Source organism: Bombilactobacillus bombi, from assembly GCF_013607485.1.
In the GTDB taxonomy this organism is placed as follows: domain Bacteria; phylum Bacillota; class Bacilli; order Lactobacillales; family Lactobacillaceae; genus Bombilactobacillus; species Bombilactobacillus bombi_A.
This window is the reverse complement of the sequence record NZ_SCHP01000008.1, coordinates 39,295-52,893: the sequence shown is the minus strand read 5'-3', so window position 1 is coordinate 52,893 and position 13,599 is coordinate 39,295. Positions and strand designations below refer to the sequence as shown.

15 protein-coding genes, 1 tRNA gene and 1 pseudogene are annotated in these 13,599 nt (G+C 32.8%); 15 read left to right on the top strand and 2 right to left on the bottom strand.

Annotated features, from left to right (window positions below):
* The first annotated feature begins 95 nt into the window (after positions 1 to 95).
* The 4 genes from EQ827_RS03580 to EQ827_RS03565 all read left to right on the top strand — a co-directional run bounded on the left by EQ827_RS03580 (position 96) and on the right by EQ827_RS03565 (position 5,574).
* The gene (locus tag EQ827_RS03580) at positions 96 to 1,817 is read left to right on the top strand and encodes an ABC transporter ATP-binding protein (protein ID WP_181189611.1); all 1,722 of its coding nucleotides are present in this window, start codon (positions 96 to 98) and stop codon (positions 1,815 to 1,817) included.
* A gap of 526 nt (positions 1,818 to 2,343) precedes the next feature.
* Complete coding sequence (locus EQ827_RS03575; RefSeq protein WP_181189615.1) at positions 2,344 to 2,700, top strand: thioesterase domain-containing protein; 357 nt, start codon at positions 2,344 to 2,346, stop codon at positions 2,698 to 2,700.
* 47 nt (positions 2,701 to 2,747) lie between these two features.
* A complete protein-coding gene (locus EQ827_RS03570) occupies positions 2,748 to 5,168 on the top strand; it encodes an ATP-binding cassette domain-containing protein (protein ID WP_181189610.1) in 2,421 nt (806 codons plus the stop codon).
* 112 nt (positions 5,169 to 5,280) lie between these two features.
* Positions 5,281 to 5,574 carry an acyltransferase domain-containing protein gene (locus EQ827_RS03565; protein WP_309109332.1) on the top strand — a complete coding sequence of 98 codons (294 nt, stop codon included), beginning with the start codon at positions 5,281 to 5,283 and terminating at the stop codon, positions 5,572 to 5,574.
* A gap of 153 nt (positions 5,575 to 5,727) precedes the next feature.
* On the opposite strand, the gene EQ827_RS03560 is transcribed toward EQ827_RS03565, so the two are convergent.
* Positions 5,728 to 6,669, bottom strand: a complete 942-nt coding sequence (locus tag EQ827_RS03560) for a helix-turn-helix domain-containing protein (RefSeq protein ID WP_181189609.1) — start codon at positions 6,667 to 6,669, stop codon at positions 5,728 to 5,730.
* Between the two features lie 138 nt (positions 6,670 to 6,807).
* Here EQ827_RS03560 and EQ827_RS03555 point away from each other — a divergent pair, with 138 nt between their 5' ends.
* The 10 genes and pseudogenes from EQ827_RS03555 (at position 6,808) to EQ827_RS03520 (ending at position 12,081) form a co-directional block, all read left to right on the top strand.
* Positions 6,808 to 6,951 (top strand): hypothetical protein, encoded by a 144-nt coding sequence (locus tag EQ827_RS03555; RefSeq protein ID WP_181189608.1) that lies wholly within the window; start codon positions 6,808 to 6,810, stop codon positions 6,949 to 6,951.
* Complete coding sequence (locus EQ827_RS03550; protein ID WP_309109331.1) at positions 6,951 to 7,229, top strand: type II toxin-antitoxin system RelE family toxin; 279 nt, start codon at positions 6,951 to 6,953, stop codon at positions 7,227 to 7,229. The genes EQ827_RS03555 and EQ827_RS03550 overlap by 1 nt, the downstream gene beginning before the upstream one ends.
* Positions 7,230 to 7,312: 83 nt before the next feature.
* Positions 7,313 to 7,894 carry a type IV toxin-antitoxin system AbiEi family antitoxin domain-containing protein gene (locus EQ827_RS03545; protein ID WP_181189607.1) on the top strand — a complete coding sequence of 194 codons (582 nt, stop codon included), beginning with the start codon at positions 7,313 to 7,315 and terminating at the stop codon, positions 7,892 to 7,894.
* Between the two features lie 256 nt (positions 7,895 to 8,150).
* A complete protein-coding gene (locus EQ827_RS09085; protein ID WP_258231781.1) occupies positions 8,151 to 8,432 on the top strand; it encodes a hypothetical protein in 282 nt (93 codons plus the stop codon).
* Positions 8,381 to 8,803 carry a Fic family protein gene (locus EQ827_RS09080; protein ID WP_373563504.1) on the top strand — a complete coding sequence of 141 codons (423 nt, stop codon included), beginning with the start codon at positions 8,381 to 8,383 and terminating at the stop codon, positions 8,801 to 8,803. Before EQ827_RS09085 ends, EQ827_RS09080 begins: the two co-directional genes overlap by 52 nt.
* A gap of 541 nt (positions 8,804 to 9,344) precedes the next feature.
* Positions 9,345 to 9,680, top strand: a complete 336-nt coding sequence (locus EQ827_RS03535) for an IS30 family transposase (protein WP_181189606.1) — start codon at positions 9,345 to 9,347, stop codon at positions 9,678 to 9,680.
* A 174-nt stretch (positions 9,681 to 9,854) separates the two neighbouring features.
* Entirely contained in the window at positions 9,855 to 10,070 is a 216-nt protein-coding gene (locus EQ827_RS03530) for a garvicin Q family class II bacteriocin (RefSeq protein WP_181189605.1), read from the top strand.
* A 16-nt stretch (positions 10,071 to 10,086) separates the two neighbouring features.
* A complete protein-coding gene (locus EQ827_RS03525; protein ID WP_309109330.1) occupies positions 10,087 to 10,380 on the top strand; it encodes a bacteriocin immunity protein in 294 nt (97 codons plus the stop codon).
* 925 nt (positions 10,381 to 11,305) lie between these two features.
* Positions 11,306 to 11,380: pseudogene (locus EQ827_RS09075) on the top strand (aldo/keto reductase); the annotation flags it as partial.
* 200 nt (positions 11,381 to 11,580) lie between these two features.
* Entirely contained in the window at positions 11,581 to 12,081 is a 501-nt protein-coding gene (locus tag EQ827_RS03520; RefSeq protein ID WP_181189603.1) for a cysteine hydrolase family protein, read from the top strand.
* A 78-nt stretch (positions 12,082 to 12,159) separates the two neighbouring features.
* On the opposite strand, the gene EQ827_RS03515 is transcribed toward EQ827_RS03520, so the two are convergent.
* Positions 12,160 to 12,232 (bottom strand) — tRNA-Ala (locus EQ827_RS03515).
* Positions 12,233 to 12,475: 243 nt separating this feature from the next.
* On the opposite strand from EQ827_RS03515, the gene EQ827_RS03510 reads away from it, so the two are divergent.
* Positions 12,476 to 13,492 (top strand): choloylglycine hydrolase family protein, encoded by a 1,017-nt coding sequence (locus EQ827_RS03510; RefSeq protein WP_181189602.1) that lies wholly within the window; start codon positions 12,476 to 12,478, stop codon positions 13,490 to 13,492.
* The last annotated feature ends 107 nt before the right edge of the window (positions 13,493 to 13,599 follow it).

Here is a 13,599-nt window from a genome sequence, read left to right as displayed (position 1 = left end):
TTATAAAATATATGAAGTAGAGTGAGATGGAAATAAGTTATTGCCAATATCTTTGATTGTGGAAAATTAATATAAAAGGGAAGGGATAGAAACAGATGAAAAATTTTAAAAAGTTTGACAAAGCTAATTATTATATAGCGGTAATATTTGCCGGGGGCATCTACCCATTGGCGAACTTACTACTTGCCTTTGTTTTAAAGAGACTTATAGATGCTGGAATTTCAGATAATATTGATGCTTTAAAATCTGCGATATATATTGGTTTAATTGTTTGTGTAATGTTGGCACTTACTGTGTTCATTACAGAGTTGTCTAAGGATAAATTTATTCGAAGTTTTAGTAAGAAATATAGAGCGCAAATCTTTTATGAGATTATTAAAACTGATGTAAACACGTTTGATAAAAATAGTACAGGCGTACTGATTTCTTCAATGACTAATACGATCACAACAATTGAAGAAAAGTACATAAAATCATATTTTGACTTTATATCAAACTCTTCATTACTTATATTTTCTGTTGTAGGTATGTTCTTAATTAATTGGAAACTTTCCCTGATGGTTCTTATTGCCAGCCTTGTTCCACTAATTGCAATGGGAGCATTTGGTGGTTCAATGCAAACAAAACAAAACGAGTCTATAATGCGTGAAAATAGTTATGTTGCAAAAGTAAAAGATGCTTTTGCTGGTTTTTTAGTAATTAAGAGTTTTAATGTTGAAAATAAAGTTAGTAAGGAGTTTCAAATAAATAATAATAACCGAGCAAATAGTCAGTTTGAAATGTCAAAAATAAATAATATTTCGATTTCAATTTCAAACTTTTCCGGCTATTTGATCTTTTTAGTAGCATATGGTTTAGGTATGTTCATGGTTATAAATGGCAATGTCAGTATTGGTGGAGTGACTGCTATAGTTCAACTGGTTAATTTTGTTGTAATGCCGATGAATAAATTAGGACTCGAAATGAATAACAAAAAGGCCGGGCTTTCCGCAGTTCAAAAAGTGAGTGAATTGTTGGCCGAAATGAAAAAAAGAACTAGTTATGATACTCAACTAATTAAAAAAGATGATTTTGAAGATAGCATTCAATTGAGCAATGTCTCTTTTTCGTATCCATCACTGAGTAATCATTCGAAAAATACACTTGATGACATTAACTTAAAAATAGAAAAGGGTAAAAAATATGCGCTTGTAGGCATGTCTGGAAGTGGTAAAACAACCTTCCTGAATTTATTAATGGGTTATTATCAAAACAATATTCAAGGGAAAATCTATATTGATGAGGTTGATGTTAATCGTATAAATGTATCATCTTTATATAAACTCATGAATATTGTGCAGCAAAATGTCTATATGTTTGACAACACACTTAGGTACAATATCACGCTGGGAAGGTCATTCTCTGTAGAAGAATTAAACTATGCCATAGATAAATCAGGGTTGAGAGAATTAATAGATAGTACAGATAAAGGTTTGGATATGGTAGTTGGAGAGGATGGAAATAACTTGTCTGGAGGACAAAAGCAGAGAGTTTCCATTGCTAGAGCTCTTATTAGACAAACTCCAATATTATTAATGGATGAAGCAACTTCTTCATTAGATCAGAAAAATACTAGTCAAATTGAAAAAGCTATTTTAAAAATCAGTGAATTAACAGCAATAGTTATAACACATAAACTTGATGCAAAGATTCTAGAACAATATGATGCGATCATCTTTATGAAAGAGGGCAAGATATCTGAAATTGGTACTTTTAAAGAGTTAATCGAGCAAAAAGGAGATCTATATAACTTAAGTAAATTAGCATATAACATTTAAAGGTTTATGTATAAATGAAGTAAAATACTTTTTTATGAGGTGAACAATGACTAATAACTTTTTGAAGGTAGTATTGAATCAATGCAGAGTTCATAAAAATGATACTATGTTCATTTTTGAAAATTTCGATAATAGTAACCCGCAAATGTTAAGTGGTCAAAGATTAGAGGTAAATTTAAAAAAATTGGGCAATCTCTAATCCTCCGTGGAATGGAATCCAAAAAGGCTATTTTAATATTGCCACAAGGTCTTGAATTATCTATGCGATCTTTGGATGTTGGTTTGCCAATATGACCGTAATAATGGCACCCGTAACAAGTAGTGAATATCTAAGTAAAATAGATTTGGGGGAAAAGTTGGTCATATAGAATCTGCGAATCTTAAAAAAATTATGCATTATCTGACTAAAATAAATATTATTCAAGAATACGAGTAATATACGGAATCATTTAAATTACTAAGCGAGAGTAATGATGTGTTGCAAATGAATAACATGGAGGACATGGTGAAGCTGTATTGAGAATTTATAAAATCAGTTCAGAAAATTGATTCTTATGATATAGGGGGTCTGCCATTCGGCGGAGTTACAGCTTTTGAGACTGCTAGACAGTTGCAAAAGCAAGGATTTAAGGTTAACCCATTGGTGATATTAGAATCAATTTTTATCGATGATGAAATGCGAAATAGTTGGATGAATTTGTTGAAGAATGATTTGACTAAGGATAGAGCATTCAGAGTAATGAATCTGCTACTTTCGATTTCCAATGGCCACAGTAAGATTGCTTTGATTAAAGAAAATGAATTGGATAAAACTCTACCTGTTGATAAATTCATGGGTCAGTTAGTAAACATTGCTATTGCAAAAGCTTTTGAACGCGATTAGGTAATACAACTGACAAAAACACTTACAGCGCTGGATACGGCAGCAACATGTTACAAGCCTCAAAAATGTTGCGACCTATGGAAATTGATAGTTATTATTTCTGCAATTTAAAGGAAAAGAATATTGTTTCCTTAAGCCACTTGTCTGTACTAACTGATGAGACTTCAGTGAATGTTATTAATGAGGTTTGCAAAAAATTTATAAAAATTAAGGATGTGTTGTCGTTGGATTACATTGATGTTAAAAAGGCTAGAGTTCATAATCTGAAAGAAATTAGTTTAAGTATTCCAAAAGGCAAATTAGTTGTTGCTACCGGTGTAAGTGGTTCTGGGAAATCAAGTTTATTATTTGATTTGATTTTTGAGGAGGGTAGAAAGCTCTACTTAGAAGAAATCGGGGCGATTACTGGAATTACAACAGATAGTAATTATGAAAGTATCTCAGGAATTAGTCCAACTGTAGCGGTAAAACAGAGTGTGGTGCGACAGAAAAATCCAAGATCTACACTGGGTTCAAAAACTAACATTTTGAAATTGCTTTGTTCGTTATATGAAACTCAAAGTGAAAAAGAAAATCTAAATATTGAAAGTGGCGCGTTTTCTTATAATAATCCCAAAGGCATGTGTAAAACATGTTTGGGCTTAGGCGAAAAATATAATGTTCAAATCGATGAAGTAACAAACAATGGGAAACTTTCAATTAATGAAGTTCTGGAGAAATTAAAGATTTCAAAGGGAATTATTAAGTATTTTGAAAGGCAATTTGAACAAGTATTAGCAGTTCCGTTTAATGATCTGAGTGATCAAAATAAGAATGAGTTTATTTTCGGACATTATGTTGAAAATAATGCTGATAAAAGAAGTTATTGTTTAGATAGAATTTTAGCGAAGAAAATAAAAAATGAAAATAATATTGAAAACTACTATAAAAATGAAATATGTCCGGTTTGTAAAGGTAAAAGATTAGAGTCCAAAAGCTTATCTGTCAAGGTGTGTGGATATGATATTAGTGATCTATGTATGCTGTCAATCATTGAATTGAAAAATTTTTTCTCTAAACTTAATATACCGGATTTTAGTTATGAAAAACAAATTGTAGCTAGCTTGATTTCTGAGCTAAATGCTCTTATATCGTTAGATGTAGGGTATTTATCTATGTATAGAAAAATGTCATCATTGAGTGGTGGAGAGATTCAAAAAATATATTTATCAGAATTATCCCGATCTAGTTTGAATTCCATAATATATATTTTGGATGAACCACTTTCGGGTCTGTACCCAACTGAAAAGAAAATCGTTTTTAAGTTAGTTGATAAATTAATTTCGAAAGGAAATTCAGTATTGGTTGTTGATCATGACAAGGAAATGATAAAACGTGCTGACTATATTATTGATATCGGTCCAAAAGCGGGAGTGAATGGTGGTAGTTTAGTTTACACTGGAGATTATAAAGGATTACTTTTAAGTGAAAAATCCTTAACCGGAAAGTTTTTGGCAGATCCTGAAAGTATATTTCCGAGATCGAAAAAAATGAAAAATGGAAAAACTATTAATTTAACCGATGTGCATGATAATAATTTACAACATCTTGATATCAAAATTCCAATTGGTGGCTACATTGTTGGGATTGCTGGAAAATCTGGTAGTGGAAAAACTACGTTGTTGAATGCTCTTGAAAAGAAGTTAAAAATGAATCAGACAGACAATATAAAACTTATTTCGGTTTCTCAGGCACCAATTGGGCGAAGTATTAATTCAAATTTGGTTACTTTTTTAAAAATATGGGATGAAATTCGGAAGATTTATGAGATACAGGCAAAGGTAGATAACTTTCAATTTACAAAATCAGACTTTTCATTTAATTCAAAAGGTGCTTGTGAAAAATGTAATGGCACAGGGAGAAGAATAATTGAATTTGGAGATGGAACTAAGTTAACGGTAAAATGCCAAAAATGTGGAGGGAAAAGATATAAAAAAGAAATTTTAAACGTAAAATATAAAAATCTTACAATATTTGACACTTTACAACTACAAGTTTCTGAAGCAGTCAATATTTTCAAGGAATCAAGAAAAATAAAACAAGCGCTAAAAGTTGTTACTGATATTGGTTTAGAATATCTTAAATTGGGACAGCCAACTTCTACCCTTAGTGGAGGTGAAGCGCAACGTTTAAAACTAGCTAAGGAGTTAGAGAGAACAGACACAAAGAAATGTATTTATACTTTAGACGAACCAACTACTGGGTTGAGTTACTATGATGTCTCTCAATTATTAAAGTTGCTAGATAAACTAGTGCAAAAGGACAGTACAGTCGTAGTTTGTGAGCATAATACAGAGTTTTTGAAAAGGTGCGACTGGATTATTGAACTAGGACCGGGATCCGGAAATGACGGTGGGAAAATCATAGCACAAGGAACACCAGATGAAATTAAAAATAACATTGAATCAGACTTGAAAAATTTTTTATAGGAGGCTAACGATGAAAATTGTATTTGGTTTTCCAGGTCAAGGATCACAGCATAAAGGAATGGGAGCGGAACTTTTTGGTGAATTTTCAGATTTGGTGAAAGATGTTGACTAAATCTTCGGATATTCTATTAGAGACTCTTTAAACGACGCCCAAGATAGGTTAAATTTAACTGAATATACTCAACCAGCTCTTTTTGTGGTAAGTGCATTATCGTATTTAGATAAAAAGCGTAAAGGAATTGTTCCTGATTATATGATTGGGCATAGTTTAGGAGAATTAAGTGCATTATTTGCGGCAGGAGCGTTTAGTTTTCAGGAAGGCTTAAAGTTAGTTAAAACTCGCGCTCAACTGATGTCCCAACAAAAACATGGTGGAATGTCTGTGGTTACTGCAAATAAATGGTGATCGTCCAGACAAATATATGAAACTGTTCAAAAAATAAAATATTTGCCTGAAGAAATGATAATTTGACCAGGACACGCATTTCATGCTGCACCAGGAAAAAAGTTGAAGTATGTGAAAAAGAATAATGTATATTTTATGATTGATAAGATATTTTTAATTTTGTTTGATCTTATAAAAGAGACTTTTCTGTAACGTTTCGAGAGTCGACTTAGTTAAACCAAGTTTTGATATATTGTCTTTTATTGGTTTTATTAAAGTTTCGTTTTTTAGGGCTGTTGCATAAAAGTAAGAAAACAAATAGTAATTCAGAACTTCATATTTTGATACATGTAGTTTGCTTGAGATAATTGCTTTTTCAAAAAATAAATTATCGATATACTTTGAAATAGTATTCGAGTTGCTTTCATTTAGGTAATCTAATCCGCAATTTATTAGTTTTAGAGCAGCTGACTGATCAGTTAAATATTTATTATAAAAATGTGCAGCTTTAAATAATATTTTATAGAGCACTTCTTGATCATCATTGTTATTTCTTACAAATGTTTTGTAGTTCTGAATTGATAAATCAATATAGTGCTGTGCCTTTATTATCTGATTTTGCTTAGCATATACGTACCCCAACTCGCTAGCTGTTAATATCTCTGTAATAGATACCTTATTTAGGGTTGACCTGTTGAGTATGAGGTTAAACCAATATAGACTTTCATTTAGATCTCCCTTTTCCAAAAAGTTGTATTCACCAACAATAAAACAAATTTCGTTTGTAAGAACAGATTCATCATGAATCTTATTAATATCAATTACACTAATTAATTTGTTATAAGATTGTTCAATATTGCCCTTTTTAAAATCATGAATAATTTCAGAAAGTGTATCTATAGATTTATCTTTATTTAAATTAATATTTCCAGTGTTATTTAGTAAGTTTATGTTTAACCTTTTTTCAATGGCAATGAGAATTTTTAAAGAGGGTATTTTGTTTTTATGTTCAAGTGCACTTATTGTCACTTGGGAACATATACCATTTGCTAACTGTGCTTGAGTCATTCCTAATTTTTTTCGAGCTGTCTTGACAGTGTTACCTAATGAATTCATGGTGTAACTCCCTTATGATGAACTATTTATTTAAAGTTGTTAGAAGCTACTGTATATTTTACCAAATAAGATGTAATGAAAAAATAATGAGGAGAAACTTTGAAAGAAAGATCGATTAGGTATGTGGTCGATTCTGAGATGAAAGGTAGGCAATTTACGAGTGCTGATTTAGAAAAATTAGAAGATAGCTTAGACTATGCCGATGCTGTTAAAAATATTCGTGAAAGTCATGGTGCTGCCATTTCTAGGAATGAAGTTAAAAAACAGTTAGGTATGAATTAGTGGAGAGATACACCTGGGAAATTAACCAAAAATGTTTTAAAGAAATGCAAAAAAAGTTAGATATTCAAGTGCAAAAAAGAATTGTTAAATGGTTAGATTCGCATATTGAAGGTAGTACTAATTCCAGGGTCTGGGGCAAGTCTTTAGAAGGTGAACTAGGCACTCTTTGGCGCTATCGTGTGGGGAGCTATCGTATGATAGCAAGTATTCATGACTATAAGTTTTTAGTAGAAGTTGTCAAAGCTGGAAAACGCAATGATGTATATAAGAGAAAATAAGTCCTATAATAATATTTCTATTTGTTTACTAATATACTTTATATAAGTATAGATAAAGTATATTAGTAAACGAGGTGGATATAGTGAGTCCCAAAGTTAAGCGGTTATTTTTAAAATATCATGGCACGCTTACTAGTAAATTAGCGAGTCAATTTGGAATTAATCGTGCTTCTTTAGACTACTTAGTCAAAAAAGGCGAAATTACTAAAGATTATCCAGGGGTTTATATCTTAAAGGGAGACTTTCCGGATGAATATTTTTGGCGCAGCAATATTTACAAGGGCGTGTATTCTCATGAAACAGTCTTATTTCTTTATGGCTATACTAATGCCACGCCGACCACTTTTGATATGACGTTTAAAAATGGCTATCATTCTCCCAACTTAGATAAATATTTTATTACAGCTCATTATACTAATAAATGGGCATTAGGATTGTCAGAAATGAAGATATATACTGGCAATTCAGTATCTATCTATAATCGAGAAATAACGCTGTGTGATATTTTCAGATTGAATTATCCAATAGATATTTGGCTTAGAAATGAAGCTCTACAAAATTATTTGAAGGATCCACAACGCAATTTAGCTAGGCTAAGTTCTTATCAAAAAGAATTGAAGATATCAGATAAATTAACGGAGTTAATAGGAGTATTGAATCAATGAAAAACTAAAATTCAGGTGCAAGATATACAAAAAAGAAGAGTAATACAACAAAGGCAAAGATCTTAAGATATAGAGCGTTAAGATATTTTGAAGCAGGTGAAGCAAGATTATTTATATAGAAAAACTAAAAGAATTAACTCAAACCAAGCAAATATTTGAGACCTGTCCCCCTTTATCAAAAGAAGATGTACAACAATTAAATAAGAATGTCCGCATTGAACACGTTTGGTCTTCCGCAGCTATTGAAGGCAATACGATGAGTAAATATGAGACAGCTGTTCTTCTGGAAGGTGGTTTAGGAGCCACGATCCACGGTAAAACTTTAAAAGAAACTCTCGAAATTATTGATCTCAATGACGCCTATAATTATATGATGGAGCTGGCAACTAAGAAACAGCCGTTGACGACTACAGTAATCCGTGATTTGAATCGGATTTCCACTTTAGAAACGATGCAGCCCAAAACAGATGCCGGCAATATCGGGCAATTGAAGTTTTCCCATACAGTACCACCAATAATCCCTATGCATCACCCTTAGATATACCAAAGGACATGGATCAGTTAATTGAATGGAGTCAAACGGCACAAAAGCAGTTACACCCCGTCCAGTATGCTACGGATTTACACCAAAAATTCGTTACGATTCACCCGTTTAGAGATGGTAATGGGCGGACAGCAAGGTTATTAATGAATTTAGCTTTAACAGAAAATGGCTACCCAGTAATCAATGTTAATCCTTCCAAGACAGCTAGGACTCACTATATGGAAGCATTGGCTGCTTCTCATGAAGGCAAAGGCGGAATGCAGATCTTCCGCAATTTAATTGTGAATTACGTTGATCAGGAACTGAATCGAAGAATTGCTATTTTAGAATTAAATGAACGCAATGAACGTGACGCCCAGATATAAAATGGTGTTTGGTTTAGTAGTTAAAGCGTTAAATGTTATATGAATGGGTGTTTTTACTATAATCAATATTCATTATAATTGATTATATTTTTAAACTTTTATCCATTATTATTAGCAGATTCTATAATTAATCCTAACAGCATAAATCTAAAAACCCAAAGTAATTTCTTTACAATGGTAGTTACGACATTGAGCCAAGAAAACAAGGTAAAACTCAACAACAATTGCTGCTGCAGTTGGCGTAGCTAAGTCCGCTATTCGCACGGAATTACAACGGGTGCAGCCTTATAATCCTCTCTTGGCTCAACAGGATGCCAATCAAAAAAGAAAAACTGCGGCTGTAAAATGGTTCTGTATGAACCCCTTAAGTAACCGATTGAAAATCATTTACGGTTAACTTGGTTGTCGTCGATTACTGCAAAATTTCAGTTAGCACTAGCTTCCATTTATAATTGACTCAATGAAAACAAGTTGGTTTAGGACTTGCCTGATTATAATCGATACCAAGAAAAGGGGGGACAGTATCCAACAGGCACCAGTATTGAACAACGTCCTGCAATCATCAATCAGCTGGCAGCGTTTTAGCAGTGCAGTAAAAAGTATTACAGTCGATTACGGTAAAAAATTTGCCCAGTATCAAAGCTTAGAACAGAACTATGGCTTAACTGCTTATTTCTACCATTCTTATGCACCTTGGGAACGAGGCAGTGATGAGTACTTTAACCGCAAGCTGCGCTGGTTCTTTCCTAAGAAAACTGACTTTAAGCAAGTAACTGCCAATCAAGTATTAGAAGTAATTGAACTAATTAACAATCGACCTTTAAAACTGCATAATTATCAGACTGCCATTGAAGTTTTTAGAGCTTGTTCGGATTAAACTTGTAATCTGCCATATCAATTAAAAAAATTGTTACAAATAAACATTTATGCTCTAAAAACTATCGTTTAAAATTCATTTCACAATATATTAATAATATAGATTAATCTATTGTTATAGATTGATAACTGCTAGTTAACTAATCTTATATATTACGAAGGGCGGTAGTCAAATATGCTAAATTATACTGAATTAAATTCAAAAAAGTTAGAATATATTATCGGTGGAAGTGGGCCTTTATTTTATGGAGCTAATGGGTACTTATATAGAGACAAAAGAGGAAATTACCATTATGCTGTAACTAAGGGACCATTGGAGGCAGCCTTAGGTGTTATAGCTAATGGATGGGTTTCATCTGCAGGTGGTGGATATTTTAATAGTCATAGATAGTAAAGGGGAAATTATTGTGAATAAAAATAATTTAGAAAAAGAGTTCTTAGATAATATTAATGTATTATTGCAAAAAAAAGAAATAACTAATTCAGAACGTCAAATCTTAAGTTTGGCTCAAAAAGATTTGGAAAACAAAAAATATTTTCCTAAAATTGTAAGTTGTTTACGTTCTGATTTAACGCCCTTGGCAATGAAAAACCAACTATCTACTGAAGTAGGGGAACTTTATTTAACAATTACCAATCATAAATTTATGGATAAAGGATTTGGCAGGGGACTAATTACGGTCGGCAAAATTGGATTTTAAATGAATATTTACTTTTCTTAATTACAGTTAGTTTTGATATTTTATAGTTATTGCTAGATCATCTTTACAATTAATTATTATTAACCAGAAGTAAATTACTTACTTTATGAACGAACTGTCAAATTGACAGTTCGTTTATTTGTGGATTCTATTAAAAGAGGTTCTATGTCAACATTTCTTGGCACAGAACCAAAAATAACCGCCTTAGCTCTGGTCAGCTAGCGGTTACTAATAACAAATAATTGTTAGTGTGCCACCGTCTTTAAAACGGCTATGCACAAGAGTTAGTGTTCTAGCACTAGCTCTTTTTTATTTACTTATATTATAGCATATTCAATTTTATTTTGAAGATATTGGACAATGTAAAAAAATAGAAAAGGGGAAAAAGGGAAATATCTCCATAAAAAATAACTAATCAAAATTTGATGAGTTGCAGTTATTAGTTAATATTGTGTCGCTGTCTTTCAAGCATCCCCACAACTTTATTTTATTTAGAAAGCCCATATATATAGGCAAATGAAGTTAAAGGCGGTGGCGCTCTCATAGTGGGAGGTGGTGCTGATGGTGTAAAAGCTAAAGCAGCAGATCCTAACGAAAGGAGTAGCCTAAGTGTCCATTGCGGACATTCTACAATTATTTCTGGTTATAATGAGTGTTGGAACTTTCGGCATTGAGTTAATCAGATTAATTATAGAATTGATGAAATTCAACCATAAAAAATAACCGCCCAAACTTTGACAGGTTAGCGGTTATTAAATAATCTAAATCGTGTCACCGCCCTTAAAACGGCTCTGCGCAAGAGTTAGTGTTCTAGCACTAGCTCTTTTTATTTATCTACATTGTAGCATATAAAAGTTTAATTTAAAGAAATTTAGGTAATCGTGCTTTCTCTGCATGTATTTAGCTCGTTCAAGGATTTTAGTATCAATTCTTTTATCATCGTGACCCAGTAACCATTGAGCAAATCTTTGGTTCCAGTTTGGCACAGTTAAAAGAATAAAACTGCTATAAACGACATATTCGTTAATACGGTGTAGATAATTTAATACGGTGTAGATAATAAGGATGGAACAATATTTTGTTCTATCCTTTTTGCTTGCTTTAGCGTGTAGCAAAATATAAAAATGGTGTAAACTTGTGCTTTAAAGTAATTATTATTGCTTGAATAAAATTGTTTAAGTTTCAGAATGGAGATTGTAAATGGAGCAAAATATTTTATTGGTAATTGATGTGCAAGTGGGGACTATGCGTTTTTTGTGGGGAAAACAAGAATTTTTAAAGCGGATTAATAGTTTAATTAAAGATTTTAGAGATCGCCGTCAGCCGATTATTTTTGTAAAGCAAGCTCATCAAGGTACATTCTATCCAGGCTTGAATGTCCAAGAAGATGATATGGTGTTTATGAAGAAACATCCGAGCGCTTTTACTGTTCCAAAGTTTGCACAACAGTTGCAACAGTTGCAGCCAGATAAGCTAGTAGTTACCGGTTTGATGAGTAATGCTTGTGTACAAGCCACGACTGTGAGTGCTTTAAAAAATAATTATGCGGTGGTGCTAGTTGAAGATGCCCATGATTCGGTAATTAAGCCACTAAGAAACTTTTATAATAAAGTTTTGAGCAGCCGAGGAGCCCAGTTAATAGCAACGGCCGATTATTTGAAAAATATTTCAAGTCATAAAAATAATTTAACAGCAAGATAATTCTATAACTTTTGTAGTTATTCAAGGTATGCAAAAAGAGATTTAGACAATTTTGTCTAAATCTCTCTGCTTTGATAATGGATCCTAACGGACTTGAACCGTCGACCTCCTACATGCGAAGCAGGCGCTCTCCCAACTGAGCTAAGGACCCCTCAAATTAACATATTAATAATAGCACTTTTGCCAAAAGTTGTGTATAAATATTTCAAATCACCAGTAAAATCTGATTTGAGACTTTGAACACAGTTAGGCTTTGATCTTTTTAAAGATTAAAAAAAATTTATTTATGAAAGTAAATATCTATTAGGTAAACGGGATAGAGCCTACTTAAACATAGTATTAACCCGCTATAATTGTTATAATGAAATTAATTTAATAAAGGGAGCTGACAAAGATGTGCACAAGTATTACGATTGCTTCTAAAGAAGGTAAGGTATTTTTTGGCCGGACCATGGATTATAATATGGGAATGTTTGGTGAAGATCCCGGCTTGCCAATGAGTATTGTAACCATCCCAGCAGGTGTCGAAGTTCAAAGTCAGTTAGCACCATGGACAGCAAAGTATGCCGCTATGGGTGTGGCTACTAAGGGAACAGTTTGTTTAATGGATGGTGTTAATGAATATGGTTTGGCCGGTGATATTCAGGTATTAATGGAATGTCAGCATGCTAGCGCTGAAGACTTAAAAAAGCGTAATTTAACGGCTGTTTTGGGAGAAGAATTTATCACATTTGTGTTGACCCATTTTAAAAATGTTGCCGAGCTTAAGGCCCATATTGGCGAATACGGCTTGTTAGATCAGCCCTTAACAGCAGGAGATTTAACTGTGGAAACGCCGTTGCATTTTACCTTTGTAGATGAAACAAATGCAGCAGTAGTGATTGAGCCGACAGATAATGGTGCTTTTAAAGTTTATGATAGTATCGGCGTGATGACTAATAGCCCAGAATACAATTGGCATTTAACCAATATTCGAAACTATATTAGTTTGGATAATATGGATCCCAAAACTACCAAAAAAGTGAGCGAGCGAGTATCTTTAGAGCCAATTGAAGCGGGTACTGGTTATGGAATGTTTGGCTTGCCTGGGGATTATACCTCACCGTCACGTTTTGTTCGGGCAACGTTTTTGGCTAATCACTTAGATGCTTTTACAACCGCTGATGGCATTAACCAATTATATTCAGTCTTTCGGACAGTAATGGTGCCACGGGGTTTAGAAAAAGAAGCACCGGATAATCCTTTCAGTGATTATACTCGCTATTGGGCTGGCTATGACTTGGACAAGCGCGAATTATATGTTCAAAGCTGCCGCGGTTTAACTTTCACTGCCAAAAAACTAGATCAGAATTTAAAAGAAGTAACTTATGAAGATATTGCAATTTCTAATCTTGTACAACGAGTAAATTAACTATAAATAATTTTAAAAAAGTGAGCTAGTCAATCATTGTCTAGTTCACTTTTTTTGCAATCAGTTTATTTATATTTTTATAAAATTGGACCTAAGTCTCTTTAATT

Bases quoted from the DNA above. Each gene is read 5' to 3' on its own strand.
- EQ827_RS03520 (WP_181189603.1), top strand. From the start codon at position 11,581: ATGGAGCAAAATATTTTATTGGTAATTGATGTGCAAGTGGGGACTATG.
- EQ827_RS03555 (WP_181189608.1), top strand. From the start codon at position 6,808: ATGAAAGGTAGGCAATTTACGAGTGCTGATTTAGAAAAATTAGAAGAT.
- EQ827_RS03530 (WP_181189605.1), top strand. From the start codon at position 9,855: ATGCTAAATTATACTGAATTAAATTCAAAAAAGTTAGAATATATTATC.
- EQ827_RS03510 (WP_181189602.1), top strand. From the start codon at position 12,476: ATGTGCACAAGTATTACGATTGCTTCTAAAGAAGGTAAGGTATTTTTT.
- EQ827_RS03580 (WP_181189611.1), top strand. From the start codon at position 96: ATGAAAAATTTTAAAAAGTTTGACAAAGCTAATTATTATATAGCGGTA.
- EQ827_RS03560 (WP_181189609.1), bottom strand. From the start codon at position 6,669: ATGAATTCATTAGGTAACACTGTCAAGACAGCTCGAAAAAAATTAGGA.
- EQ827_RS09085 (WP_258231781.1), top strand. From the start codon at position 8,151: ATGAGTAAATATGAGACAGCTGTTCTTCTGGAAGGTGGTTTAGGAGCC.
- EQ827_RS03570 (WP_181189610.1), top strand. From the start codon at position 2,748: ATGTTACAAGCCTCAAAAATGTTGCGACCTATGGAAATTGATAGTTAT.